Source organism: Streptomyces sp. NPDC002092 (assembly GCF_053593775.1).
Map to the genome: position 1 here is coordinate 102123 of NZ_JBSFDG010000001.1, position 26353 is coordinate 128475.

Here is a 26353-nt window from a genome sequence, read left to right on the forward strand (position 1 = left end):
ACGCCTCCCCGGATCGGTTTCTAATGGTGTGAGGGCATCTAAGCATTACTGCTGATGGTCTGGTGTCCTGCATCCGTTACGCGGCGGGGAAATCGCTGGTCCCCGTCCACGGAGTGGGCCACCATGAGCCGCATGCTGAGCACCGTTCTCGCCTTCCTCGGCGCCTGCACCCTGATCGCCGCCTCACCCGGCCCGAGTACGGTGCTGATCATCAAGCAGTCGCTGCGCAGCCGCCGCTCCGGCTTCCTGACCGTGCTCGGCAACGAGACCGGCGTCTTCGTCTGGGGCGTGGTCGCCGCGTTCGGGCTGACCGCGCTGCTCGCGGCCTCCGAAATGGCGTACGAGGTGATGCGGATCGTCGGCGCGGTCGTCCTGGTCGGCTTCGGCATCCAGGCGCTGCGGCAGGCGCGGCGCACCGACCAGGCCACGGACGGCTGGGAGGGCGCCGAGAAGAGCGGCTGGGCCACCTACCGCGGCGGGCTGCTGCTCAACCTCGCCAACCCCAAGGCGGCGATCTTCGCCATGTCCTTCCTGCCGCAGTTCGTGCCGCAGGGCGCCCCGCACCTGCCCGCGATGGTGGGTCTCGCCGCACTCTGGGCCGTCTACGAGGTCGGCTACTTCGGCCTGTACGTGTGGTTCGTCGGCCGGATGCGGGCCGTGCTGTCCCGCGCCGGGGTGCGCAGGCGCCTGGAGCAGGTCTCCGGGGGCGTGCTGCTGCTCCTCGGCGCCCGCCTCGCCCTGGAGAGCTGACACCATGGCCGACGCGGCGCCCGAAAGACCCGCAGACCGGTCGCGCCACTCCCGCGGTGCGGGCAGGATGCTGCCCGTAGTCCCTTGTGGTCCCTTCACCCGCTCAGGGAGGCCCGGATGACCGGCAGTACGCGCGCGCCCTTCACCGCCGACGACTACCGGGACCGGATGGACCGCGCCGCGCGGGCCGCCGCCGACGCCGGTCTCTCCGGGCTGCTGGTGGCGCCGGGCCCGGACCTGGTGTGGCTGACCGGCTATGCGCCCCCCGCGGTCACCGAACGGCTCACCTTGCTGGTCCTCGTCCAGGGGCGCACCCCCGTCCTTGTCGTCCCCACTCTGGAGGCCCCGGACGCCGCACAGGCCGCCGGCGCTCCCGCCCTGGCGCTGCGCGACTGGACCGACGGCAAGGACCCCTACGCCGCGACCGCCGCCCTGCTCGCCGGAACCGGCCGCTTCGGCATCAGTGACAACGCCTGGGCGATGCACCTGCTCGGACTGCAGCGGGCACTGCCCGGCACCGACTACGCATCCCTCACCGACGCCCTGCCGATGCTCCGCGCCGTCAAGGACCCGGCGGAACTGGAACTGATGGCGGCCGCGGGAGCGGCCGCAGATGCAACGTTCGAGGAGATCCGCAAGGTTCCCTTCGCCGGCCGCAAGGAGTCCGAGGTCGGCGCGGACCTCGCCGACCTGCTGCGGCAGTTCGGCCACTCGCAGGTCGACTTCACCATCGTCGCCTCCGGCCCGAACGGCGCCAACCCGCACCACGAGGTCGGCGAGCGCGTCATCGAACGCGGCGACATGGTCGTCCTCGACTTCGGCGGCCTCAAGGACGGCTACGGCTCCGACACCTCCCGCACCGTCCACGTCGGCGAACCCACCGACGAGGAGCGCCGCGTGCACGACCTGGTGCGCGAGGCCCAGGAGGCGGGCTTCAGGGCGGTGAAACCCGGCGTGGCCTGCCAGGAGGTCGACCGCGCCGCCCGGGCGGTCATCGCGCAGGCCGGGTACGGCGAGTACTTCATCCACCGCACCGGGCACGGCATCGGCGTCACCACGCACGAGCCGCCGTACATGATCGAGGGCGAACGGCAGCCCCTCGTGCCCGGCATGTGCTTCTCCGTGGAGCCCGGGATCTATCTGCCGGGCCGCTTCGGCGTGCGGATCGAGGACATCGTCACGGTCACCGAGGACGGCGGCCGCCGCCTCAACAACACCGACCGCGAGATGGTCATAGTGGACTGAACGACCCCAGGAGCCCCAGCAGACCTTCGAGTGACAACGGCGCGACCATGACCCAGGCACCGACACCCACCGCGGACACCGTCCGCCGGCTGGTCAGTTCTCTGATCAAGGAGGGCACAACAAGAGGCACCACCGCCGCCGGACTCGAGGTGCGGCCCGTCGCCGAGGGCGGCGAGCATTCCACCTGGTGGGTCGGCGCCCGCCATGTGCTGAGGCTCGCCCCCGACCGCGAGGCCGCCTTGCGCCAGCGCCGCGAACTGCGCCTGCGCGACCTGGTACGCCCGCATCTGCCGGTCGCCGTGCCGACCAGCGTGGCGCACGGCGAGTGGGCACCCGGGCTGACGTACACGCTCGACACCAAGGTGCCCGGTGGGACGGCGGAGCAGTACGACGTGTCCGCCGTCGGCGAGGCCGACCTCGCGGGGGTGCTCACCGGGCTGCGCGAGGTGCCCGCACGGCAGGCCGAGACGCTCGGCGTGCCGCGCACCGCCCCGCGCTCCCTGGAGGCGCTGCGCCGGGCCGCCGGGCGCGCCGCCGAACGCCTCGCCACGGCCGACGAGTTCGACCCCGTCCGCCTCCACCAGCTCACCCCGCAGGCCGCCGTCCAGCTCGCCGCGCAGCCCGGCACCGCCGTCCTCGTCCACCACGGCCTCAGGGGCGAGCACCTCGTGGTCAGCGCCGACGGCAGGGTGCGCGGCATCCTCGACTGGACCGACGCGGCCGTCGGCGACCCCGCCGAGGACATCGCCGGCCTCGCGATCGCGGTCGGCTCACCCGCGGCCGTCCGCGCCGCCACACTCGCCGGCTACGCCGCCCGCCCCTGCCTCCGCGGCCTCTGGCTGGCCCGCTGCGACACCGTCGTACGCCTGGCCGAACACCTCAAAGGCCAGGACACCGACCCCCTGCCCCTCCTCAGGCTCCAACTCCGCCGCGCCTGGGAGGCGATCCTCCTGGAGAGGGTGACGGAGCTCCGGGACGAGGACACGGACGAGGAGCTCTAGGCGGCGTCGGCAAGTCCGCTGCAGGGGCCAGGGGCGGTGTGTGGCTCCGCGGGGTGGGCGCGACCAGCCACGACGGACCCGCAGACGGCCGAGCCTGGCACGGCCCGCGGAGCGCCCGGTGGCCGTTCAGGCCTGCGGCAGGACCACGACCGACTCGCCGGGCCGATGCGGCACCCTGTGCGCCCCCTGGGGCGCGGGGCGGTATCCGTGTGCGGCTGCGCCGGGCGGGCGCGGCCCGCCGCGACGAAGGCGCAGACGGCCGATCGCGGCGTGGCCCGCGGGGCGTCCGGCGGCCGTTCAGGGCTGTGGCGGACCATGGCCGATGCCCCGGGCCGATGCGGCACCCTGTGCGCACCCTGGGGTGCGGGGTGGTATCCGTGTGCCTTCGCCGCGGGGGCGTGAGCAGCCGCTACGGGTCCGCGGACGATGGACGGGCGAGCGTGGCACGGCCCGCGGGGCGTCCGGTGGCCGTTCAGGCCTGCAGCAGCACTGCGGCTGCCCCCGGGCACACGCGGCACCCCCGTGCGCGCCCGGGGATGCGGGGCGGTATCCGTGTGCGGCTCCGCCGGCGGGTGCGACCCGCCGTGACGGACTCGTAGACGATGGGCGGCCGGTCGCGGCACCGCCCGCGAAGCGCCCAGCAGCGCTTCACGCCTGCAGCAGGACCACGGCCGACTCCCCGGGCACATGCAGCACCCCGTCCGCGCCCGGCGGCTCGACGGGCTCCCAGGCGGCGAGTACGTCCGCGTGGCGGGGGCCCAGGGGGATCGCTGCCGGCTCCTTGGCGAGGTTCACGGCGACGCGGACGTCCCCGCGGCGGAAGGCGAGCCAGCGCTCCCGCTCGTCGAAGGCCACCTTGGTGTCGGCGAGGTCGGGATCGGTCAGGTCCGCCTGCTCGTGCCGCAGGGCGATGAGCCTGCGGTACCAGTCCAGTACGCGCGCGTGGGGCTCGTTCACGAGCTCGGCCCAGTCCAGGCAGGAGCGGTCGCGGGTCGCCGGGTCCTGTGGATCCGGGACGTCCTCCTCGGCCCAGCCGTGCGCCGCGAACTCCCGCCGCCTCCCCCGCCGTACCGCCTCGGCGAGTTCCGGATCGGTGTGGTCGGTGAAGAACTGCCAGGGCGTACCGGCCGCCCACTCCTCGCCCATGAACAGCATCGGGGTGAAGGGTGCGGTGAGCGTGAGGGCGGCCGCGCAGGCGAGCAGACCGGGGGAGAGGAGCGCCGATAGGCGGTCGCCCTGGGCGCGGTTGCCCACCTGGTCATGGGTCTGGCTGTAGCCGAGCAGCCGGTGCGCGGCCACCCGCGTGTTGTCCAGGGGGCGCCCGTGGTGCCGGCCGCGGAAGCTGGAGTACGTGCCGTCGTGGAAGTAGCCGCGGGTGAGGGTCCGGGCCACCGCGGCGAGCGGAGCGCGGCCGAAGTCCGCGTAGTAGCCCTGGGACTCGCCGGTCAGCGCGGTGTGCAGGGCGTGATGGAAGTCGTCGTTCCACTGCGCCTGCAGCCCGAACCCGCCCTGCGCCCGGGGCGTGATGAGCCGAGGGTCGTTGAGGTCGGACTCGGCGATCAGGAACAGCGGCCGGCCCAGGTCGGCCGCGAGGGCGTCCACGGCCGTCGACAGTTCCTCGAGGAAGTGGCACGCGCGCGTGTCCGCCAGCGCGTGCACCGCGTCCAGGCGCAGTCCGTCGATCCGGTAGTCGCGCAGCCACGCCAGCGCGCTGCCCAGCAGAAACGCCCGCACCTCGTCCGATCCGGGGGCGTCCAGGTTGACCGCGGAACCCCAGGGCGTGTGGTGCGTGTCCGTGAAGTACGGGCCGAACGCGGGCAGGTAGTTGCCCGACGGACCGAGGTGGTTGTGCACGACGTCCAGGACCACGCCGAGGCCGAGTTCGTGCGCCCGGTCGACGAACCGTTTCAGCGCCTCGGGTCCGCCGTACGGCTCGTGCACGGCCCACAGCGAGACGCCCTCATAACCCCAGCCGTGCCGGCCCGGGAAGGGGCACAGTGGCATCAACTCGACGTGGGTGACGCCCAGTTCGACCAGATGTCCGAGCCGCTCGGCGGCCGCGTCCAGGGTGCCTTCGCGGGTGTACGTGCCCACATGGAGCTCGTACAGGACCGCGCCCGGCAGCGGGCGCCCGGCCCACTCGGTGCGCCATGCGTACCGGTCGTGCTCGACGACCGCGCTCAGCCCGTCCGGGCCGTCCGGCTGCCGGCGCGATCGCGGGTCGGGCAGCACGGGGCCGTCGTCCACCGCGAACCCGTACCGCGAGCCGTCCCCCGCCGCGGTCTCCGTCCGCCACCAGCCCTCCCGGTCCTGATCACGCTCCAACGCGCGCGTGGCGCCGTCGCACTGGAGCGTCACTCGGCCGGCCTGCGGTGCCCACACCTCGAACTGCACGGACGGTTCCCCTTCGTCTGCTCACCGTGATGTAGCCCGTCCATGGTGCTTCAAACGAGATCAATCCGCTTTTGAATCACCCCTTTTACGGCGGGTGTCGTCAGGTACGCGCGCGTGGCGGCCGTTTTCTCGTTTTCTGGACACCCGCGGTTGACTGACCGACAATCACCAACGTGACGTCGTCTTTCGAGTTCAACACGTACCCCGCGCGGCTGTCCGACGTGGAGCGCGACAAGGCGCTGAAGGTGCTGCGTGACGGCGTCGCCATGGGTCGGTTGTCGCACGACACGTTCATCCGCCGTATGGAGCTGGCCCTCGCCGCCCGCCGCTCCGAGGAACTCGCCGCACTCACCGCCGACCTCCCGCAGGAAAGCCGCGTCGCCCGCCTGGTGTTCGGTACCGTGGAGGCGGTCTCCGGCTTCACCGTACGGCTGCGCAGGGCGTGGCAGGCCGAGCGCCTCCCCAAGCTGCTGCTGCCCCACCCCGCGGGCGGCTACCCGCTGCGCATCGGTCGGGATCCGGCCAACGGACTGCGCCTCACGCATGAAACCGTGTCCCGTGTGCACGCCGAACTCAGCCGCCAGGGCGGCATGTGGGTGCTGCGCGACCTCGGCTCGACCAACGGCACGACGGTGAACGGCCGACGGGTCATCGGAGCCGCCGTCGTCCGCGAAGGCGATCAGGTGGGCTTCGGGCGGATGGCGTTCCGGCTCGCCGTCGACTGAGCCCCGACTGAGTCCCGCCTTAGCTTTGGCCTGGGCATGACACCCTGTTGACGTGGGGTGATGGCGCAAATCGCATTGCGTTCCATGGTGTTGACGTACCCCTCAAGTCGTGACTGACTGTGCGTACGCCATGCACATCAGGTGAACCGACGGCGCCACATTGTGGAGGTGTGCCCTGCCGCCCCTCCTGCGCTACCCGACTGTCGACGAGCTCGGCGCGCGGGCGGCAGCACTCGTCTCCCGGCGTCCGAGCGACGCCCGTCTGCGCCGCGTCGGCACCTCGCGCGCGGGCACCCCCATGTGGCTGCTTTCCGTCGGTCACGGCAGCCGCCAGGCCCTCGTCGTCGCAGGGCCGCACGCCAACGAACCCGTCGGCGGCGCCACCGTGCTCCGCCTGGCCGAACGGGCCCTGGCCGACCCCAGGTACACGGAGGGCGCCGACGCCACCTGGAACCTGCTGCTGAGCCTCGACCCCGACGGCCTGCGCCGCAACGAGGGCTGGCTGCCGGGCCCGTACAGCCTCGGCCGGTACTTCCGGAACTTCTTCCGGCCCGGCTTCCTGGAACAGCCCGAATGGCTGCCCGACGGCGCGGCCGCCGCCGCCCTGCCGGAGACCCGCACCCTGCTCGACCTCCAGGACGAACTGCGGCCCTTCCTGCAGTGCTCCCTGCACGGCGTCGACGTGGGCGGCGGCTTCGTCGAGCTCACCCACGACCTGCCGGGCCTCGCGGGCCGCGTCGCGCACACCGCCGCCCGCCTCGGCATCCCGCGCGAACTCGGGCCCTACGACACCCTGTACTGGCCGAGCCTCGGCCCCGCCGTCCACCGCATCCCGCCGCCCCGCATCGGCGACCTGGCCGCGGCCATCACCGAGGCGGCCGTCGAGTCCACCTGGTTCCACCCCTACCGGCACGGCACGGTCACGGCGGTCGTCGAGGCGCCCATGTGGGGCGTGGCGGCCGTGGAGGACGGCTCCCCGCCCGCCGACGCGGCCACCGTGCTGCACACCGTCAGCCACACCCTGCGCCACGACACAGGGCTCCTGGAGGTGCTCCTGGCGCGGCTGCGGCCCCATCTCGCAGGCATGCCGGACGCGGCCCGCCTGCTCGCCCCGGTGGACGACTATTTACTGGTCTGCCCCGGGCTCGCCGACGCGTGGGACCCCGATGTCGCCGACGGGGCGCGCCCTCTCCCGCCGCTCAGCACCGCCCATCTGGCCGCCCTGCGCATCGCCGGGCGGCGGCTGGCACTGCGCACGGCGGGGCTGCTGCACCAGCTCGTGACCCGCGCCGGCCGCGACCCGGCCGGTGTGCTGCCGGACCTGGACCGACTCATCGACGGCTGGTGCGCCGACTACCGCGACGGCATGGGAGCGCGCTGGATCCCGGTCCCGCGCCAAGTGGAGTACCAGTCGCGCGTGGTGCTCGCCGCGTTCGAACTCGCCCTGCGGCATGCGCCCGCATGCTCCCGTTCGGGTGAGTCGGGGTGGGGTTCCCAGGCCGCTGTGCCGATGCATCGGGAATGACGATCAGCACCACAGTGAAAGCGGTACGGGGCTCGCTGCTGGCGGCCGCCCTCCTCGCCGGCGGCGCGGCCCCGGCCCAGGCGGCGTCCCACGGTTTCCCGCCGAGCGACTGGCTCTACCTCACGGTCACCAAGGGCGACGCCCGGTCCCCCCACACGCGTGACACCCTGCTGCTGTGCGACCCGCCCCAGGGGCATGCACGAGCGGCCGACGCATGTTCGGAGCTGGCGGCGGCGGACGGCGACATCGCCCGCATCCCGTCGAAGAAGAACATCTTCTGCCCGATGATCTACGCCCCGGTGACCGTCCACGCGCGCGGGGAGTGGAACGGCCGACGGGTCGAGTACACCCAGACCTTCTCCAGCGCCTGCGTCATGGCCGGCCGCACCGGGTCGGTGTTCGCGCTGGACGCCTGACCCGCGTGCTGCGGCGGCCTGCCGGGCGCGTGACGGCGTGCGGTCAGGCCGCCCGGTCGCGCGCGTGCAGCGCCGCCGCGACGACCGTCCGCAACTGGTGCTCGACCTGGTGCTCCAAAGGCACCCAGCGGGCACGGAAGCGCTCCGCGAAGGCGTCGCTCCAGGTCGCCACCAGCCGCTCCAGGCCCGGTGCCGCCCGGTCGTCCGCCTCCTGCAGGACACGCAGCAGCATGGCCGCCGCCCGCAGCGGCAGGCGGCGGCCGAACGCGTCCACACTGCCGACGTACGCCATCGTGTTGTCGGCGGGCGGTGTGTGCATCCAGTCCGCGGCCAGGCCCGGAACCAGTTCCAGAGCCCACTTGGCGGCCCGCAGCAGCGGACCGTCGAGGCCCTCCAGACGCGGCAGCGCCTCGGCGAGCACCCGCTCCACCTCCAGCGCGTCCCGCAGCAGCCGACGCGCCAGCCGTCGCATCGCCGCGGCCGGAGCCGGATGCGGAGCGGGGTCGTCCACCAGGTCGCTCGCCCACATCGGCACTTCGACCACCGCCGTCAGACCGCCGTGGCGGTGGGGGCCGTACCAGGTGCTGTGGCGTGCGTCGTCCGGCATGCTCGGATACGCGGCGCCCGCGCCGGGGGAGGGCATCACATGCACCCCGGGCCCGGACGCGGCCCAGCCCGCGGCGTCCGAGGCGCCCGTCTCCACCGGGATGTGCAGCTCGGCCGCGGATTTCGCGAACGGCTCGGCGAGACCCGGTATGTCCTTGGTCAACTGGACCCAGCTGCCGCCCAGATCGGTCCCGTGGAGGGTCGCCTGGAGGTAGGGGCGCAGCTCGTCGATGACCCGGGTGAGCGCGCGGGTCTCGGGCGGCAGCCGGTGCGGCGGCAGCACCGACGGTGACCACTCCGGCTGCTCCTCGGCCGCCGGCCGGAAGAACCCGAGGTGGTAGTCGAACAGGCTGCGGGGTGCCGGAGTGCGGTGCAGACTCGCCCCGTCGGGGTCGGCGCACAGCAGGAAGTGCCAGGAGGTGTCCGCACGTAACTCCCGCTCGGACACCACCCGTTCGGCGAGCGCCAGCGACGTCGAGCCACCGGTCGGCTCATTGGCGTGAGCGCCCGCGACGACGAGCACGGCACGCCGCGCATGGCCCACGGACAGCAGGTGCAGCGGTCTGCCCGCCCGGGAGACGCCGACCTGCCTCAGCGTGCACAGACCGGGCCTGTGAGCGGCCAACGCGCCAGCGGACGCGACGAGTTGAGTCAGGGTGGGGTAGCGCAGCTGCAGCAGGAGACTCACCCCCGTTACGTCCGCCCGGCTTCGCAATCCGCAGTACCCCACGCTCCAGGTGAAGTGTCAATAACGCCTGGGGGGAGCCTCCAGGGGGCGCCCAGATGCATTCACCGCCGACGACATGGGATGTTGCTGCCGGCGCGGGGCGCGGACACCGGCGCTCACTGCTGGTGCAGTCCGCGCCCGGCGAGCGTCAGGAAGGTCTCGCCGACCGCCTCCGACAGCGTCGGGTGGGGATGGATGTGCCGGGCCACGTCCGAGGGGTAAGCGTCCCAGCCGACGATCAGCTGGCTCTCCGCGATCATCTCGGACACATGCGGGCCCACCAGGTGCACACCGAGCACCTGCCCGCCGCCGGCCTCCGCGACGACCTTCACCATCCCGCCCTGACCATGCACCATGCCCTTCGCGACCGCCGTCAGGGGCATGGTGTTGACGTCCGGCTCGTACCCACGCGCGCGTGCCTCCGCCTCGCTCAGACCCACGGCCGCGGTCTGCGGCGACGAGTACGTCACCCGGGGCACGGCCGCGTAGTCGACCGGCACGGACACCACGCCGGCCAGCGTCTCGGCCACCAGCATGCCCTCCGCGAACGAGGCGTGCGCCAGGCCGAGTGAGGGCGGCGGCAGCAGGTCACCGACGACGTGCACGCCACCCACCGGGGTCTCCAGCCGGCCCCAGTCGGCCGGCTCGACGAAGCCCCGGGCGTCCGTCGCAAGGCCCGCTGCGGCCAGGTCCAGGCCGTCGGTGACCGGCGCCCGGCCGACCGCCACCAGGAGCCGCTCCACCTCGACGGTACGGGTCTCGCCGCGAGCGGTGCGCACACGCGCGCGTACGCCGTCCTCGAGCAGTTCGGCGTCCAGCAGCCGGGCGCCCGCCTGCACGTCGATGCCGCGCTTCTTCAGGCCACGCGTCAGGTGACGGCTCACGTCCACGTCCTCCAGCGGCACGAGCCGGTCGGCGGCCTCCACGAGGGTGACCTCCGCACCCATCGAGCGGTGGAACGAGGCGTACTCGACGCCGATCGCGCCCCCGCCGAGCACCAGGACGGAGGCCGGCAGACCCGGCGCGAAGAGCGCGTCGTCGCTCGTCACCACGCGCCGGCCGTCCGGCTCGAGCCCCGGGAGCGTGCGCGGCCGCGAGCCGGTGGCCAGGACGATCCCACGGCGTGCGGCGAAGTCCCGCACCCCCGGCGCGGATTCACCGTCCGGGCCCTGCACCAGTACCGTGCGTGGCCCCGTCAGCCGGGCGCTGCCCCGCACGACCCGTACGCCGGCCTGTGCGAGGTGTGCCTCCACACCCCGGTGGTTGCGGCTCACGATGTCGTCGCGCGTGGCGACCAGCGCGGACCAGTCGACGGCGTCCAGGCTCGCCTTCACCCCCCAGCGCTCGCGCGCCTCGGCGATGCCGTCGACGAGCTCGGCGGCGTGCAGCATCGCCTTGCTGGGGATGCAACCGCGGTGCAGACAGGTCCCGCCGACCTTGTCGCGCTCGACGAGCACCACATCCAGTCCGAGGGCGGCGGCGCGCAGGGCGGTGCTGTATCCGCCGGTGCCGCCGCCGATGACGATGACATCCGCAGTGCTCAAGTCCCGTGTGTCGGCCATGCCCTCACCCTCCGTCCGCCCCTTGTCATAAGTCCAAGGCAATATTCTTGTGGGACCGATGCAAGACGTTTATGAGACGAGGCCGGTCATGAGTCTGCGCCAGATGGAGTACTTCCTTGCGGTCGTCGAGGAGGCATCCTTCACCCGTGCGGCCGAGGTCCTGCACGTCTCCCAGCCCGCGCTCTCGCACCAGATCAAGGCCCTGGAGCGGTCGGTCGGCGGCGCCCTCCTGGAGCGCCTGCCGCGCGGAGTGCGCCTCACGCCGATGGGCCGCGCCTTCCGGCCGCACGCCGAGCGTGCCGTCCGCAGCGCCGCCCAGGCCCGCCGCGCGGCCCGTGCCGCCGCCGGCGCCGAGGGCGGCGAACTGCACATCGCCGCCGTCCACTCCGTCGCGGTCGGCGTCCTGCCGGACGTGTTCGCCCGCTGGCGCACCGCCCACCCCCACGTGCTGCTCCACCTGCACGAGTACGCCACCTCCCAGGCCCTGGAGGAGGAGATCGAGCGCGGCACCGCGGACCTCGCCGTCGGCCCCGCCCCCGCGGACTGTCCCGGCACCGTCGTGCCGGTCGGCGAGGAGGAGGCCGTCCTCGTGGTCCCCTTCGACGACCGTTTCGCGGGCCGTACGACGGTGACCCTGCCCGAACTCGCCGACCGCCACTGGATCCGCTGCGCCATGGAACCCGTCGTACACGGCGAGCGCTTCCTCGACTGGGCCTGCGGACAGTCCGGTTTCACACCGCGCACCGCCGTGTGGACCGAGCACACGTCAACGGCCGTACGGATGGCGGCGTCCGGAGTCGGCATCTGCGTCGCCCCCTCCCACATCGTGCGCGGAGCAGTGGGCGAGGACTGCACGGTCCTCACCCACACCCCACCCTGGCGCCGCCAGATGACCGCCTTCGCCCGCGTCCCACCGACCGGCGCGGCAGAGGCCTTCGTAGACCTCCTCAGAGCGTCATGGCCGACACCGGGAATACCCGAACCCGCCTACGGAACGACCGCGTCCTGAAGGGGCGCGGTGCTGTGTCGATCTGCCGCGCAGCCCGCGGAGGCTCATTCCGCGGCAACCCGCTCCAGCAAGACCACCGGCAGCCGCCCGAAAAGCTCCTCCACGCGCGCGTGCCCCTCAAACTCCCGCCCCGGAGACAGCACGTCGGACCAGCGCCCGCCCGGCAGCGGCAGCACGGTGTCCCCCCAGCCCCCCGCCTCCACCAGCCGCAGCGACAACCGCGTCACGGCCGTGACAACCTCTCCGGACCGCGCGAACGCCACGCAGTGGCCCGCCGCCGGGCCCTCGGCGGTCAGCGGCGCGTACGTCGCCCCCTCCCCGAAGACCTCGGGCCGCCGCGCACGAAGCCGTAGCGCCGCCGCGGTCACCTCACCCTTCTCGCCGGGGTCCGCGGAGGGCGGGAACCGCACCGGACGCCGGTTGTCCGGGTCCACCAGCGCCAGGTACTCGCCCTCGGTGCCCTGGTAGACGTCCGGCACGCCCGGCATCGTCAGCTGGACCAGGGCGGTGCCCAGCACGTTCGCCCGGATGTGGGCCTCCAGCGCCCTGCGCAGGGCCACCACGTGCTCGCCCGGAGCCCCGCAGGGACCCGCCGAGACGAACGCCGCCACCGCCTCCTCGTAGGCGGGCTCCTGCTCCGTCCAGCTCGTCAGCAGCCCCGCCTCGCGCACATGCTTCAACAGGGCCTGCTGAACGCGCTCCTCGGCCGCCGTGCCGAGCCCGAACACCGTCTGCCACGCCGCCCACGCCATCTGCGCGTCCGGCACGCCCTCACCCGCGCGCGTCACCTCCGCCAGCACGACCGCCCACCGCTGCGGGCACTCGGTGAGCACGGCCAGCGCCGCCCGTACGTCGGCACTGCGCTTCGTGTCGTGGGTCGACACCACGGTCCCGGTCGCCGGCCAGTCGCGCTGCACGCGCGCGCAGTAGGCGTGGAAGTCCTCCGCGGACACCGCAGGGCTCCCCGGGTCGCCCCCCACCTCGGTCGCCGACAGCAGCGGCACATAGCGGTAGAACGCCGTGTCCTCCACGGACTTGGCCCGTAGCGCGGACGCGGTCTGCGCGAACCGCGCCCGGAACTCCGCATGGTCGGGCCCGTCGCCATGACGCCCGAGGACCAGATCCCGTACGACGTCCACCGCGCCGGCCTCCTCCGGCACGACGAAGGCGAGCCGGGCCTCGGCCGCGGCCTCCTCGGTGACCACACAGGCCGCGTCCCCGGAGGCATACGGCCGGTAGACCTCCAGGCGGACCAGAAGTTCCTGCAGCGCCGTGCGCAGCGCCCAGGGAGCGCGGTCGTGCAGCGCGGGGTCCGGCGAGGCGGCGCACAGTCGGCTCGCCACCCGGGTCAGCCGGTCGGTCTCGGTGGCCAGCTCGTGCGTGAGCACCTTGTACGCCGCCCGCCGCACCGTCGCCGCCCACTCGCCGCCGCGGTCGGTCTGCGGGGCCGCGAACCGCCGGTACTGGCCGAGGAGTTCCCCGAACCCGGCCGGATCGGTGAAGAGCCCGTCGATGTGCCGCAGGGCGTCGTAGCCGGTGGTGCCCGCCACGGGCCAGGAGGCCGGCAGGGCCTCTCCGTCGGACAGGATCTTCTCCACGACCGTCCAACGGCCGCCGGTCGCCTCGTGCAGCCGCCGCAGATACGCGTCGGGGTCGGCGAGTCCGTCGGGATGGTCGACCCGCAGCCCGTCGAGCACGCCCTCGTGCAGCAGCTGCAGGATCTTCGCATGCGTGGCCTCGAACACCTCCGGGTCCTCGACCCGCACCCCGATGAGCTCCGAAATGCTGAAGAAGCGCCGGTAGTTGAGCTCGGTGCGGGCCAGCCGCCACCACACCGGCCGGTACCACTGCGCGTCCAGGAGCTGCGGCAGCGGCAGCTCCTCGGTGCCCTCGCGCAGCGGGAACACATGGTCGTAGTAGCGCAGCACGTCACCGTCGACCCGCAGCTCACCGATGACCGAGCCGAGCGGGCCCCCCAGCACCGGCAGCAGCATCTGGCCGCCTTGCGCCTCCCAGTCGATGTCGAACCAGCGGGCGTACGGCGACTTGGGGCCCTCCCGCAGCACCTCCCACAGGGCGCGGTTGTGGCGCGGAGCCATGGCCATGTGGTTCGGCACGATGTCCGCCACCAGACCGAGACCGTGCTCCCGCGCGGCGTGCGCCAGCGTGCGCAGCCCCTCCTCGCCGCCCAGTTCCTCACGCACACGCGCGTGGTCCACGACGTCGTAGCCGTGCGCCGAGCCCGGTACGGCCTCCAGGACGGGGGACAGATGCAGGTGCGAGACGCCGAGCGAGGCCAGATACGGCACGGCGGCCGCCGCGGCCGCGAACGGGAACTCGGGCTGCAGCTGCAGCCGGTAGGTGGCCGTGGGCAGCGGGGGGTCGGGGCGCTCAGGTGTCATGCAAACCTACGTACCCGCCCTGCCGCCCTTCGTGTCATCGTCCCCTCCACGGGTGCACGCGCGCGTGGCTGGCGTCGAACGATGGGGAGCACCGGGCGAACGTACAGGGACGTCATCGGCCTGACCGGGCCGCTGCTGCCGGTGGTGTCCTTCCTGGGACGGCTGCCGACGGCCACGATCCAGTTCGGCAGCGTGCTGCTCATCGCCCGCACCGGCGGCTCGCCGGCCGCCGCGGGACTGACCGGCGGGGCCCTGGCGGCCGGGCAGGTGGCCTGCGGTCCGCTGGTGGGGCGGCTCGCCGACCGGCACGGCCAGCGCACGGTCGTGCTTGCCTTCTCCCTCGCCAACGCCGTCGCGATCGCCGCGCTCGTCGCCGGGGCCCTCGCCGGCCTGTCCGTCGCGCTGCCGGCGCTCCTCGGGGCGGTGGCGGGCGCGACCGTGCCGCTGATCGGCCCCCTGGGCCGCGCCCGTCTGGTGGCGCTGGCCCGCCGGTCCGCAGTCCCCGAGTCCACGGTCGGCGCGGCCCTCTCCTTCGAGAGCACCCTCGACGAGATCTCCTTCGTCCTGGGCCCGGCCCTGGTCGGCCTGGCCGCCGTACTAGCCCACCCCGCCTACGCCCTCGGCGCCGCAGCGCTGCTGGTGGCCGTGTGCGGCAGCGGTTTCGCGCTGCACCCGACGGCGAGGGCGACACGGCGCGGCCGCCCGGCCCGGAGCGTCCCGCGCCCCCGCATGCCCCGCGCTGTGCACCCCCTGCGCGCCGCCCTGGCCCTCCAAGGAGCGATGTTCCGGGCGGTACCGCCCACCCGGCTGGCCGAGGCGATGGCGTTCGCGACGAGTGCGATCGTCGGCGGGCTGGCCCTCGCGGTCGCCCTCGCCGGCCGCCTCGCCGAGGCGTACGGCCCCGCGGCCGCCTTCGCCGCGGCGAGCACGGCTGCCGCACTCGCCTGCGCCATCGCCCTGACGGCGCGCCCGTCCTCGTACACCGGGCCCGCCACCGAACCTGCCCTCCACGCGCGCGTACCCGACGAGCGGCCGACCACACCGACGCAGGACCTGGAGCCGACCTAGACCGGCCGCTGCAACACCGTCAGGCTGCGGTCCACCAGCGTCAGCCGGTCGCCCGCCTGCACCTTCGGGCCGGTGTGCGGCGGTACCCCGTCCGAGCGGGCGGTGTCGACGACCACCTCCCACTGGCGGCCGTGGTTGACGGGCACCACGAAGTCCAGCGTCTTCGGCGAGGCGTTGAACATCAGCAGGAACGAGTCGTCGGTGATCCGCTCCCCGCGCGTACCCGGCTCGGAGATCGCGTTGCCGTTGAGGAACACCGTCAGCGCCGAGGCCGGCGCCGAGTCCCAGTCCCGCTGGGTCATCTCCTTGCCCTCCGGCGTGAACCAGGCGATGTCCGACAGCTCGTCATGGGTGCCCTCCACCGGGCGCCCGTGGAAGAAGCGGCGCCTGCGGAAGACCGGATGGTCCTTGCGCAGCCACACCATCGCGCGCGTGAAGGCCAGCAGCTCGCCGTCGGCCCCGTCCTCCTCCGCCTCGGGGGCCGGCCAATTCACCCAGGACAGCTCGTTGTCCTGGCAGTAGGCGTTGTTGTTGCCGCGCTGGGTGCGCGCGAACTCGTCGCCGTGGCTGATCATCGGGACGCCCTGGGAGAGCATCAGCGTGGCGACGAAGTTCCGCATCTGGCGCGCCCGCAACTTCAGCACCTCGGCGTTGTCGGTCCCGCCCTCCTCCCCGCAGTTCCAGGACCGGTTGTGGCTCTCGCCGTCCCGGTTGTCCTCGCCGTTGGCCTTGTTGTGCTTCTGGTTGTAGGAGACGAGGTCGTGCAGGGTGAAACCGTCGTGGCAGGTGACGAAGTTGATCGAGGCGAGCGGGCGCCGCCCGTCGTCCTGGTAGAGGTCCGAGGAACCGGTCAGCCGGGACGCGAACTCCGCGAGCGCGCGCTGCTCGCCGCGCCACATGTCCCGCACGGTGTCGCGGTACTTGCCGTTCCACTCGGTCCACAGCGGCGGGAAGTTGCCCACCTGGTAGCCGCCCTCGCCGACGTCCCACGGCTCGGCGATCAGCTTCACCTGGGAGACCACCGGGTCCTGCTGCACCAGGTCGAAGAACGACGACAGCCGGTCCACCTCGTGGAACTGGCGGGCCAGGGTCGCCGCGAGGTCGAAGCGGAAGCCGTCGACGTGCATCTCGGTGACCCAGTAGCGCAGCGAGTCCATGATCAGCTGCAGTACGTGCGGGGACCGCATGAGCAGCGAGTTCCCGGTGCCCGTGGTGTCCATGTAGTAGCGCGGGTCGTCGGTGAGCCGGTAGTACTGCGGGTTGTCGATGCCCTTGAAGGACAGTGTCGGGCCCAGGTGGTTGCCCTCGGCCGTGTGGTTGTAGACCACGTCGAGGATGACCTCGATGCCCGCTTCGTGCAGCGCCCGGACCGCCGACTTGAACTCCAGGACCTGCTGGCCGCGGTCGCCCCAGGAGGCGTACGCGTTGTGCGGGGCGAAGAAGCCGATCGTGTTGTAGCCCCAGTAGTTGTTCAGGCCCATGTCGACCAGCCGGTGGTCGTTGACGAACTGGTGCACCGGCATCAGCTCCAGCGTCGTCACGCCCAGCTCCACCAGATGCTCGATGATCACCGGGTGCGCGAGCGCCGCGTAGGTGCCGCGCAGCTCCTCCGGCAGCCCTGGGTGCTGCATGGTGAGGCCCTTGACGTGGGCCTCGTAGATCACCGTCTCGTGGTAGCCGCGCCGCGGCCGCCGGTCGTCGCCCCAGTCGAAGTACGGGTTGACCACGACCGACGTCATCGTGTGCGGCGCCGAGTCCAGGTCGTTGCGCCGCTCGGGCGCGTCGAAGTGGTAGCCGTACACCTCCTCGCCCCAGCGGATGGAACCGCTGATCGCACGCGCGTACGGATCGAGCAGCAGCTTCGCCGAGTTGCAGCGCAGACCGCGCTCGGGGGCGTACGGGCCGTGCACACGGAAGCCGTAGCGCTGCCCCGGCATGATGCCGGGCACGTACGCGTGCCGTACGAATGCGTCGCTCTCGCGCAGTTCCACCGCCGTCTCCGAGCCGTCGTCGTGCAGCAGACACAGCTCTACTCGGTCCGCGGCCTCCGTGAAGACCGCGAAATTGGTGCCGGCGCCGTCGTACGTGGCACCGAGGGGATACGCCTCGCCAGGCCAGACCTGCATGGACACGACTCTTTCAGGTGGAGCGAGCCCCGGGGGGCGCCTTGGCGTCGAGTGTCCCCGAAAGTGATGGAACCACCTATGACTTACGTCCCTCTTACCGAGCGACCTGTGCATACGCCGTATGGCAACGCCGTATGCCAATCAGTGGGGCAGAAAAGTACTCCCGGGGATGAAGGGGGAGTAGGGGGCAAATGTGCGCAAGATAGTGCACCGCCACCTGGGCAAGGTGGTGGCCGGTGCGGCCATAGCGGTGGCCGGAACGGCCGTGATGGTCGGGATCACGCTACCGGGGACGGCGGGGGCCGACGATTCGGGAGGGACCAGGGCCGGGCAGGCCCAGCAGGCGGCTCAGGCGAACGGTGCGCCCGCCCCGGGTGTCGTCGAGCAGGCACCGGCCGAGGGCGAGAAGGGCAAGGGTCTCGATCCGCTGACCGACGACGAGACGAAGCGCGTCGAGAAGATCGCGCTGAACCGGCAGCTGCTGAACTCCGGTGAGAACGTCAAGGGCGCCCGCGGCCCGCAGCGGCTCACCGTGGAGCTGACCGAGCCGGACACCGACCAGCCGGACAGCGCGGACGCGCCCCGGCGCGCGGACGTGACGTTCTACGACTACCGGAACGACACCGTGGTCACCAAGACCGTCAACCTGGACACCGGCAAGGTCGAGGAGACGAGCACCCAGCGCGACGTCCAGCCGCCGCTCAGCATCGCCGAGCAGACCGAGGCGGCCCGGCTGCTGATCGCCGACCCGCTGGGCGCGGGCCTGAAGGCGGACTACAAGGACGCCACCGGCAAGGAACTCACCTCCCCGGACCAGCTGACGCTCACCAGCATGGTGTTCCGGGCGACCCCGGGCGTGAAGCCGGCCGAGCTCGGCAAGTGCGGCGAACACCGCTGCACCCGGCTCTTCCCGAAGGTCAGGAACGGTGCCTGGATCGACACCCGGGACTTCGTGATCGACCTGAGCGCCCGCAAGGTCGTCAGGCTCGGCTGAGCCGGGCTCCGTTCGCTTTTCACACTTGCTTCTCCTGTAAGGGAGTCACTTCGTCATGCACGTCAACAGAGACAGCCGTGCCCGCCGCAGTGCGCTGCGCAGGCGGGCCCTGGTGGGCCCGCTCGCGGTCGGGCTCGCCCTCGGCGGCACGGCAGCGGCACCGGCCTTCGCCCAGCACAAGGAGGCGGCCGCCGCCGCGGCCCCCCAGTGCAGCGCGGCCTACCAGATCGAGCAGAAGCTCTCCTCCGGTACCACCTGGCGGATGTGCTGGCGCTTCGAGAGCAGGTCCGGGGTCGTCCTGGACGACATCTCCTACCAGCCGCCCGGCGAGTCCCAGCCGATCAAGGTCCTCAACAGCGCCAAACTCGCCCAGATAGACGTGCCGTACGACGACGGCAGCGTCGAGTACAACGACGTCACGGACTACAACTTCGGCGACGGCCTGCTGAACCTCACGCCCGACGAATGCCCGGGCGGCACCATCAAGACGGTCAAGGTCGCCGAACCCTTCTACTCGGACTCGCCGAACGTCAACGGCCTGTGCGCCACGACCCGTTCCCGCGGCCACGCCTACCACCTGCTCTCCGACGCGGGCAAGACCTACCAGGCGCAGGGCAAGGACCTGCTCCTCTACACGGTCAACAAGGTCGGCTGGTACGAGTACATCACCGAGTGGCGCTTCCAGGACGACGGCACGATGAGCATGAACGCCGGCGCCACCGGCAGCCTCTCGCCCGACGACTACGACGCGGGCGACGGCCGCGGCTGGCCCATCGGCAAGGGCGCCAAGGCCTACGCCACCAGCCACAGCCACAACGTCTTCTGGCGGCTCGACTTCGGCCTCGACGGCTCGTCCAAGACCAGGGTCGAGCAGTACGACTCGAAGGTCAGCGCCCCGGTGGGCGGCCAGCAGGCGCCGACCAACAAGACGACCCTCACCAAGGTCACCAAGGAACTCGCGGGCGACGCCAAGGACATGCGCTGGTGGCGCGTGGTCAGCACGGCCGGCAAGAACAAGGACGACCACCCGCGCTCCTACGAGATCGTCCAGGGTCCCACCGCGAAGTACCCGGGCCACAACTTCACCAAGCACGACGTGTACTTCACCGAGTACAACAAGTGCGAGCAGTACGCCAGCGGCAACCCGCTCAACTGCGGCGCCGGACACGGCAAGTCCGTCGACACATGGGTCAACGGGCAGACCCTCACCCACCCCATAGTCTGGGTGAATGTGGGCTTCCATCACATAGCCCGGGACGAGGACCAGCAGCCGATGCCGGTCCACTGGCAGGGCTTCTCCATCGCCCCGCGTGACGTCACGGCTATGAATCCGCTCACTCCGGCCGACCTTGTCGGTCAGAACGGGCACTGGCGCTAAGGCAGTTGTGAATCGACCTGTCCATCGGGCTGCACCGCTGACTCCTCCCGGAGTACCCTTCCTTGATCGTTGACACGGGGATGCTCGGGGGAGCGGAAGGCGGTGCGCGGGTGGGGTCGGGAGGGCTGGAGTTGCCCCCTGGTGACGAGGGTCACGAGGGGAACTCCACAGATGTCCCGCCCGGCACGGTGTCCCTGGCCCGGCCGATGGCGACGAGTTCGATCGGGCCGGAGCTGGACTGGGATGCCGACGCCTGGCGCGAGGTGCGTACGCGCGCCCAGCGAGCCGGCCGGGCCTACATCTGGCTGAACCTCGTCGAACAGCGGCTGCGCGCGGTCGTGGCCGCTGTTCTGCGGCCCATCTACGAACCCGTCCACGGCGACGACTGGGTGGTCGCCGCGGCCGGGCCGGCCGGCCAGGAATGGGTGCAGCGCGCGGTCGCCGTACGGGAAGTCAGCCGCCGCAAGGGCTATCTGCTCGACCCGGCCGACGACAACGTGCTCAGCTTCCTCACCCTGCCCCAGCTGCGCGAGCTGATGGTGCAGCACTGGCCCTGCTTCGAGCCGTACGTCGACGACCGCCGCGACGTCGAACTCGCCCTGGACGAACTCGAGGTCACCCGCAACGTCGTCTCCCGCAACCGGGCCCTGTCCGAGGCCGTCCTGAACCAGGCCGAGCGGGCCTCGGCGAAGCTGCTGGACATCCTCGGGGCTGCCGGGGACGTGCCGTCGGCCCGCCGGCTGCCCGTGGACGCGGTGGAGGAACTGGTCGGCGACCGGTACGCGGACGTCGTCGCCGTGCACCCCGACCGGGTGCGGCTGCTGCGCCAGTTCCCGGCGGAGGACATCTTCGGCGCCGCCCGTCGCCTCGACGCCGTCGGCATCGGCCTCAACCTGCTCGTGCAGAACTTCTCCGGGCGCCGGCTGGTGCGCCTGGCCGAGGCGGGCTGCCGGGTCCGGCTGCTGTTCCTCAACCCGGCCTCCAGCGCCGTCAAGCGGCGCGAGCGGGAACTGGGCATGAAGCGCGGTGAGTTGAGCCGTGCGGTCGAGATGAACATCCTGCACATGCGTCGCGTCCGGTCCAGGCTGCGCGACCCGGCCGCCTTCGAGATCCAGGTCTACGACGAGACCCCGCGCTTCACGGCCTATCTCGTCGACGGCGACGGCTCGGACGGTGTCGCCGTCGTGCAGTCCTATCTGCGGCGCTCGCGTGGCATGGAGGCTCCGGTGCTGGTGTTGCGCAACGGCAGCCGGGTGGTGAAGCCGGACGACATGGACAAGGGAGTCGAGAGCGGGCTCTTCCCGACATACCGCGAGGAGTTCGAAACGTCCTGGGCGGATTCGCGACCTGTGTCCTGAACTGTCGCCGGGGCCAAGCGGAATGCGGTCCTCGGATTGTCAGTGGCCCATGGGAAGGTGGAGACCACTGGGGGAAAGCACCACCAAGAAGGGGGGCCACGCATGGGCTGGCACCGGGAGCTGCTGATCGGCTTCGACCTGGAGACGACCGGGACCGATCCGCGTGAGGCGCGCATCGTCACGGGGGCCGTGATCGAGGTCAGGGACGGACAGCCCATAGGGCACCGGGAGTGGCTGGCGGATCCGGGCGTGGAGATCCCGGCGGACGCCGTGGCGGTGCACGGCATCAGCAATGAACGCGCGGCGGCTCAGGGCCGCCCGGCCGACGAGGTGGCGAACGCCATCGCGGACGTCCTGGCGACGTACTGGAAGACCGGCGTCCCGGTCGTCGCCTACAACGCGACCTTCGACCTGAGCCTGCTCTCCGCGGAACTGCGCCGATACGGACTGCCGTCCCTGCGCGACCGACTGGGCGGCCTCGACCCCGCCCCGGTCATCGACCCGTACACCATCGACCGCTGGGTCGACCGCTACCGCCGCGGCAAGCGCAACCTCGAAGCGGTCTGCACGGAATACGGCGTCACCCTCGACGCCGCCCACAACGCCTCCGCCGACGCCCTGGCCGCAGCCAACCTGGCCTGCGCCATAGCCGCCCGCCACCCCAAGATCGCGGCCCTCGGCCCGGCGGAACTCCACCTCCGCCAGATCGAGTGGTACGCCGAGTGGGCGGCGGACTTCCAGAACTTCCTACGCGGCAAGGGGGACCCCACCGCGGTGGTCGACGGCACATGGCCCCTGCGGGAACCGGCGCCCCCTAGGGGCGCGGGGAACGGCGCGACCAGCCACACCGAACCCGCGGTCGCCGGACAACAACAAGCCCCGGATCAATAGGCGCTCAGAACGGGTACCACCGCACTGACTCGTCCCCGTCGCGCAGTGACGCCACCCGGCGTTTGAATTCATCCAACGCCTTGGGGTTGCTCGGCACATGCTGGGCCACCCATGCGCAGCTGGCCGTCTCACGGGCACCCCGCAGCACCGAGCACCCCTCCCACTCCCGCACATCCCACCCGTACGCCTCGGTGAACTCCTCATAAGCCGCCGCAGGCAACCCGTAGCGGTCGCGGGACAGCGCCATCACGACCAGGTCGTGCTCCCGCAGGTCCGCGGAGAAGGTCTCCAGGTCGACCAGAACCGGCCCGTCCGGCCCGACATGCACATTGCGGGGCAGCGCATCGCCGTGGATGGGGCCCGGCGGCAGATGCGGAGTGAGTGCCGCGGCGGCCGCGGCGAACCCGTCGCGGCGCTCACGCAGATACGCCGCGTCCGCGGGGTCGATCGCGTCGCCCGCGAGCCGCAGCCAGCGTTCCACACCGCCCAGCAGCTCGCGGGGCGGCAGCCCGAAGGCATCGACAGGGGGAGTGGGCAGTGCGTGGACGACCCGTAGCAGTTCGGCCAAATCCCGGGGCTCGGCCGGCCGTACGGCATCCGGGATCCGGTGCCACACCGTCACCGGGTGCCCCTCGACCAGCAGCGGCTTGGGCTCCGCCGCGCGTACCGCGGGCACGTCCGCCTCGGCGAGCCACAGCGCGATGTCCAGTTCGCGGCGCGCCCGGTCCAGGAGTTCGGCGTCACGGCCCACCTTGACGACCAGGCCGCCGGAGGCGAACACCGCGTTCTCGCCCAGGGCGAGCAGCCGTGCGTCCCGCGCCGGGCCGGGCAGCACCCGCGCCGCGGCCAGTACGTCCCGCGCCCGTGACTCGTCCATCGCCTTCCTCCCACGTCCGCGTATGCATCGGTGAACGGCGTCGAGATCGCGCCACCCACCGGCCCAGTCTCGCATTCGCACAGGTCGGACCGTGTGCGTAACGCCTTGACGGTGCATACCCCCTTCACGACCATGACTCAGGCCCGCCGGGTCCGAACGTCACGAGCCGCGCAGAGGAGCCGATCACGTGACACTGGTGACCGCGACGAGGCGGTCGGCGCAGGGCGTGCCACGTACCGCCGGGGACCGCCGGCTCCCCGACCGCGGGGCCTGGTTCCTGGTGCTGCCCGCGCTGATCCCGATCCTCGTACTGAGCGTCGGACCACTGCTCTACGGGATCCTGCTGGCCTTCACCGACGCCCAGTCGGGGCGCACCAAGTCCACCGAGTGGATCGGCGGTCTCAATTTCCAGGACCTGCTGCACGACACGCTGTTCTGGGAGTCGTTCCGGATCGGGCTGGTGTGGGCGGTCGGCGTGACCGTGCCGCAGTTCCTGCTCGCGCTCGGCCTCGCCCTGCTGCTCAACCAGGACCTGCGGCTGAGATGGCTCGCCCGGGCCCTCGCGATCGTCCCCTGGGCCATGCCCGAGGTCGTGGTCGGCATCATGTGGCGGCTGGTCTACAACCCGGACGCGGGCGTCCTCAACGAGACCCTGCGCGACCTCGGCCTCGGTGACGGGCGGGACTGGCTCAGCGGCCTCGGGTCGGCGCTGCCCGCGGTGATCGTGGTCGGCGTCTGGGCGGGCATGCCGCAGACCACGGTCGCGCTGCTGGCCGGACTGCAGAACACACCGCGGGAACTGCACGAGGCGGCGGCGGTCGACGGGGCGGGCGCCTGGCGGCGCTTTTGCACGGTCACCTGGCCCGCCCTCAGACCGGTCGCCCTCGCCATCACCGCGCTCAACCTGATCTGGAACTTCAACTCCTTCGCCCTGGTCTATGTGCTGACGAACGGCGGGCCCGGCGGCCGCACCCGGCTGCCCATGCTGTTCGCCTACGAAGAAGCCTTCCGCTACGGGCAGTTCGGGTACGCGGCGGCGATGGGATGCGTCATGGTCGCATTGATCTCGGTGCTCCTCGCGGTCTTTCTGGCCGGCCGGCTCAGGGGAGGGGACGACACATGAGGACCAGGACCGGCACCCGCGTCGGCCAGTACGCCGCCCTGCTCGCCTATCTCGTCTTCCTCGCCTTCCCCTTCCTCTGGCTGGTCTCCACCGCCCTCAAGTCGCCACGGGAGCTGGGGAGCCTGCACCCCACCTGGATCCCCCGGCACCCCACCCTGGACAACTTCCGCCAGGCCTTCGACGAACAGCCCCTGCTGCACGCCGCGCTCAACTCCCTGCTCGTGGCGGCCGGGGCGGCGGTGACCGCCGTACTGATCGCGACCCCGCTGGCGTATGTCATGGCCCGGCACCGCACCCCGCTGACCCGGGCCGCCACCGGCTGGGTGGTCGTCAGCCAGGCGTTCCCGCTGGTCCTGGTGATCATCCCGCTGTTCCTCGTGCTGAAGAACCTGCATCTGATCAACTCTCCGGCGGGGCTGACGCTGGTGTACGTGGTGTGGGCGCTGCCGTTCGCGCTGTGGATGCTGGCCGGGTATGTGCGGGCGGTACCGGCCGAGGTCGAGGAGGCGGCGGCGGTGGACGGGGCCGGGCGGGTACGGACGCTGGTGTCGGTGGTGGCGCCCCTGCTCGCGCCGGGGATCGCGGCGACGGGACTGTTCGCGTTCGTCACCGCGTGGAACGAGTTCTTCTTCGCGCTGGTCCTGCTGAAAACACCGGACAGACAGACCCTGCCGGTGGTGCTCAGCCATTTCATCGGAGCAGAAGGCGTCGCCGATCTCGGCCCGCTGGCGGCGGCCGCGTTCCTCGCCACCCTTCCCTCACTGGTCGTCTTCGCGGTCATCCAGCGACGGATCACCGGCGGCATGCTCACCGGGGCGGTGAAGAACTGATGCAAAGCAGCAGAACCGGATTCACGGGACACTCAGGATGCGTTCTGGCTCTCGTCCTCATGCTGCTGCTCGCCGGTTGCGACGGCGGCGGCAGCGAAGACAAGGCCGGCGGACGGATCACCCTCCGTTTCCAGTCCCTGGCCTGGCAGCAGGAGTCCGTCGCGGCCAGCAAGGAGCTGGTGAAGGAGTGGAACGCGAGCCATCCGGACGTCAAGGTCGAGTATGTGCAGGGGAGTTGGGACAGCGTCCATGACCAGCTGCTCACCTCCTTCGAGGGCGGCGAGGCGCCCGACATCATCCACGACGCCTCCGACGACCTCGCGGACTTCGCCTACGGCGGCTACCTCGCCGATCTGACCGACCTGCTGCCCAAGCGGCTCAGGTCGGACATCCCGCAGCGGAGCTGGCAGACAGCGACCTTCGGCGAGGGCGTCTACGGCGTGCCCTTCCTCCAGGAGCCGCGCGTCCTCATCGCCAACGCGACCTGGCTGAAGAAGTCGGGCGTACGGATACCGACGCCCGAACGGCCATGGAGCTGGGCCGAGTTCCAGCAGGTGACGAAGCGGCTGAGCGACAACGGCAAGTACGGCGTGGCCTGGCCGCTCAAGGAGCCCGTGTCCGCCACCCTCAACCTGTCCCTGTCGACGGGCGGCCGGCTCTTCCACCGGGGTACGGACGGCAAGGTCACGGTCCGCTTCGAGCCGGCCGACCAGGTCGTGCCGCGCACGGTCCACGACCAGGCGAACACCGACCGCAGCGCCTCGCCCACCACCCTGGGCAGCGGCGGCTCGGACACCCTGCCCGGCTTCTTCGGCGGCAAGTACGCGATGGTGCCGCTCGGCTTCTCCTACCGGCAGCAGATCGTGCAGCAGGCGCCGAAGGGCTTCGACTGGCAGGTGCTGCCCGCCCCGGCCGGCGCCGACGGCCTCACCCAGGGCGTCAGCCCGCAGACCCTGTCCATCGCCGAGGACAGCCCGCACAAGAAGGAGGCCGCCGAGTTCCTGGACTACCTGCTCCGGCCGAAGAACATGGTGCGCCTGGCGCTGGGGGACTGGATGCTGCCCACGGGCACCCAGGCGCTCAAGGACCCGGCCCTGCACACGGCCGAGAACGGCTGGGCGACCGGGACCGCCCTGGCCACCCACCTCCGCTCGGCGCCCGCCCAGTCCGTCCGCGGCTACCCCGAATGGAAGGACAAGGTGGCGACCCCCGCGTTCCAGGAGTACTACAGCGGGGCCATCGGCCTCGGTGAACTGCGCAGACGGCTGGAGAGGGACGGCAACCTGGTGCTCGCCCGCTACCAGCGCTGACAGCCGGCGGCAGGGCGGTCGCCACGGAAAACCCGT

General features: G+C 72.0%; 21 protein-coding genes. 15 read left to right on the forward strand and 6 right to left on the reverse strand.

Annotated features, from left to right (window positions below; translation table 11 throughout):
• The first annotated feature begins 132 nt into the window (after nucleotides 1-132).
• The 3 genes from ACWCRD_RS00460 to ACWCRD_RS00470 all read left to right on the forward strand — a co-directional run bounded on the left by ACWCRD_RS00460 (nucleotide 133) and on the right by ACWCRD_RS00470 (nucleotide 2996).
• Nucleotides 133-750, forward strand: a complete 618-nt coding sequence (locus ACWCRD_RS00460) for a LysE family translocator (RefSeq protein WP_450963744.1) — start codon at nucleotides 133-135, stop codon at nucleotides 748-750.
• Between the two features lie 117 nt (nucleotides 751-867).
• The gene (locus tag ACWCRD_RS00465; protein ID WP_450963745.1) at nucleotides 868-1995 is read left to right on the forward strand and encodes a M24 family metallopeptidase; all 1128 of its coding nucleotides are present in this window, start codon (nucleotides 868-870) and stop codon (nucleotides 1993-1995) included.
• A 47-nt stretch (nucleotides 1996-2042) separates the two neighbouring features.
• Nucleotides 2043-2996 carry an aminoglycoside phosphotransferase family protein gene (locus tag ACWCRD_RS00470; protein WP_450963746.1) on the forward strand — a complete coding sequence of 318 codons (954 nt, stop codon included), beginning with the start codon at nucleotides 2043-2045 and terminating at the stop codon, nucleotides 2994-2996.
• Between the two features lie 648 nt (nucleotides 2997-3644).
• Here ACWCRD_RS00470 and treZ read toward each other — a convergent pair.
• Nucleotides 3645-5390, reverse strand: a complete 1746-nt coding sequence (gene treZ, locus ACWCRD_RS00475) for a malto-oligosyltrehalose trehalohydrolase (RefSeq protein ID WP_450963747.1) — start codon at nucleotides 5388-5390, stop codon at nucleotides 3645-3647.
• A 173-nt stretch (nucleotides 5391-5563) separates the two neighbouring features.
• Here treZ and ACWCRD_RS00480 point away from each other — a divergent pair, with 173 nt between their 5' ends.
• From ACWCRD_RS00480 to ACWCRD_RS00490, 3 genes are all read left to right on the forward strand, one after another.
• Nucleotides 5564-6115 carry an FHA domain-containing protein gene (locus ACWCRD_RS00480; protein ID WP_450963748.1) on the forward strand — a complete coding sequence of 184 codons (552 nt, stop codon included), beginning with the start codon at nucleotides 5564-5566 and terminating at the stop codon, nucleotides 6113-6115.
• A 160-nt stretch (nucleotides 6116-6275) separates the two neighbouring features.
• Entirely contained in the window at nucleotides 6276-7640 is a 1365-nt protein-coding gene (locus ACWCRD_RS00485) for a M14 family zinc carboxypeptidase (protein WP_450963749.1), read from the forward strand.
• Nucleotides 7637-8056, forward strand: coding sequence for an SSI family serine proteinase inhibitor (locus ACWCRD_RS00490; RefSeq protein WP_450963750.1), 420 nt, complete (start codon nucleotides 7637-7639; stop codon nucleotides 8054-8056). Before ACWCRD_RS00485 ends, ACWCRD_RS00490 begins: the two co-directional genes overlap by 4 nt.
• A 43-nt stretch (nucleotides 8057-8099) precedes the next feature.
• Here the strand turns inward: ACWCRD_RS00490 and ACWCRD_RS00495 are convergent, their stop codons facing one another.
• Both ACWCRD_RS00495 and lpdA read right to left on the reverse strand, forming a co-directional pair.
• Nucleotides 8100-9350: a M14 family zinc carboxypeptidase gene (locus tag ACWCRD_RS00495; RefSeq protein WP_450963751.1), complete on the reverse strand. Its 1251-nt coding sequence runs from the start codon at nucleotides 9348-9350 to the stop codon at nucleotides 8100-8102.
• Between the two features lie 155 nt (nucleotides 9351-9505).
• Complete coding sequence (lpdA, locus tag ACWCRD_RS00500) at nucleotides 9506-10951, reverse strand: dihydrolipoyl dehydrogenase (RefSeq protein WP_450963752.1); 1446 nt, start codon at nucleotides 10949-10951, stop codon at nucleotides 9506-9508.
• An 88-nt stretch (nucleotides 10952-11039) separates the two neighbouring features.
• On the opposite strand from lpdA, the gene ACWCRD_RS00505 reads away from it, so the two are divergent.
• Nucleotides 11040-11960: a LysR family transcriptional regulator gene (locus tag ACWCRD_RS00505; protein ID WP_450963753.1), complete on the forward strand. Its 921-nt coding sequence runs from the start codon at nucleotides 11040-11042 to the stop codon at nucleotides 11958-11960.
• Nucleotides 11961-12004: 44 nt separating this feature from the next.
• Here ACWCRD_RS00505 and treY read toward each other — a convergent pair whose 3' ends face one another.
• Nucleotides 12005-14362, reverse strand: coding sequence for a malto-oligosyltrehalose synthase (treY, locus tag ACWCRD_RS00510; protein WP_450963754.1), 2358 nt, complete (start codon nucleotides 14360-14362; stop codon nucleotides 12005-12007).
• Between the two features lie 81 nt (nucleotides 14363-14443).
• Here treY and ACWCRD_RS00515 point away from each other — a divergent pair, with 81 nt between their 5' ends.
• On the forward strand, nucleotides 14444-15430 hold the full coding sequence (locus ACWCRD_RS00515; protein WP_450963755.1) for an MFS transporter: 987 nt from the start codon (nucleotides 14444-14446) through the stop codon (nucleotides 15428-15430).
• Here the strand turns inward: ACWCRD_RS00515 and glgX are convergent.
• Nucleotides 15427-17556 (reverse strand): glycogen debranching protein GlgX, encoded by a 2130-nt coding sequence (glgX, locus tag ACWCRD_RS00520; RefSeq protein WP_450963756.1) that lies wholly within the window; start codon nucleotides 17554-17556, stop codon nucleotides 15427-15429. The genes ACWCRD_RS00515 and glgX overlap by 4 nt on opposite strands.
• Before the next feature lie 193 nt (nucleotides 17557-17749).
• Between glgX and ACWCRD_RS00525 the strand changes: the two genes are divergently transcribed.
• The 4 genes from ACWCRD_RS00525 to ACWCRD_RS00540 all read left to right on the forward strand — a co-directional run bounded on the left by ACWCRD_RS00525 (nucleotide 17750) and on the right by ACWCRD_RS00540 (nucleotide 22177).
• Nucleotides 17750-18550, forward strand: a complete 801-nt coding sequence (locus ACWCRD_RS00525) for a Tat pathway signal sequence domain protein (protein ID WP_450963757.1) — start codon at nucleotides 17750-17752, stop codon at nucleotides 18548-18550.
• A 55-nt stretch (nucleotides 18551-18605) separates the two neighbouring features.
• On the forward strand, nucleotides 18606-19928 hold the full coding sequence (locus tag ACWCRD_RS00530; protein ID WP_450963758.1) for a copper amine oxidase: 1323 nt from the start codon (nucleotides 18606-18608) through the stop codon (nucleotides 19926-19928).
• 80 nt (nucleotides 19929-20008) lie between these two features.
• Complete coding sequence (locus ACWCRD_RS00535; protein WP_450964343.1) at nucleotides 20009-21286, forward strand: SAV2148 family HEPN domain-containing protein; 1278 nt, start codon at nucleotides 20009-20011, stop codon at nucleotides 21284-21286.
• Nucleotides 21287-21388: 102 nt separating this feature from the next.
• The gene (locus ACWCRD_RS00540) at nucleotides 21389-22177 is read left to right on the forward strand and encodes an exonuclease domain-containing protein (protein ID WP_450963759.1); all 789 of its coding nucleotides are present in this window, start codon (nucleotides 21389-21391) and stop codon (nucleotides 22175-22177) included.
• 4 nt (nucleotides 22178-22181) lie between these two features.
• Here the strand turns inward: ACWCRD_RS00540 and ACWCRD_RS00545 are convergent, their stop codons facing one another.
• Nucleotides 22182-23054 carry a phosphotransferase enzyme family protein gene (locus tag ACWCRD_RS00545; RefSeq protein ID WP_450963760.1) on the reverse strand — a complete coding sequence of 291 codons (873 nt, stop codon included), beginning with the start codon at nucleotides 23052-23054 and terminating at the stop codon, nucleotides 22182-22184.
• A 187-nt stretch (nucleotides 23055-23241) separates the two neighbouring features.
• On the opposite strand from ACWCRD_RS00545, the gene ACWCRD_RS00550 reads away from it, so the two are divergent.
• Genes ACWCRD_RS00550 through ACWCRD_RS00560 form a run of 3 tightly spaced genes read left to right on the forward strand, consistent with a single transcriptional unit; the run spans nucleotide 23242 to nucleotide 26317 of the window.
• A complete protein-coding gene (locus ACWCRD_RS00550; protein WP_450963761.1) occupies nucleotides 23242-24177 on the forward strand; it encodes a carbohydrate ABC transporter permease in 936 nt (311 codons plus the stop codon).
• Nucleotides 24174-25007 carry a carbohydrate ABC transporter permease gene (locus tag ACWCRD_RS00555; RefSeq protein WP_450963762.1) on the forward strand — a complete coding sequence of 278 codons (834 nt, stop codon included), beginning with the start codon at nucleotides 24174-24176 and terminating at the stop codon, nucleotides 25005-25007. Before ACWCRD_RS00550 ends, ACWCRD_RS00555 begins: the two co-directional genes overlap by 4 nt.
• A complete protein-coding gene (locus ACWCRD_RS00560) occupies nucleotides 25007-26317 on the forward strand; it encodes an ABC transporter substrate-binding protein (protein WP_450963763.1) in 1311 nt (436 codons plus the stop codon). Before ACWCRD_RS00555 ends, ACWCRD_RS00560 begins: the two co-directional genes overlap by 1 nt.
• Nucleotides 26318-26353 lie beyond the last annotated feature (36 nt).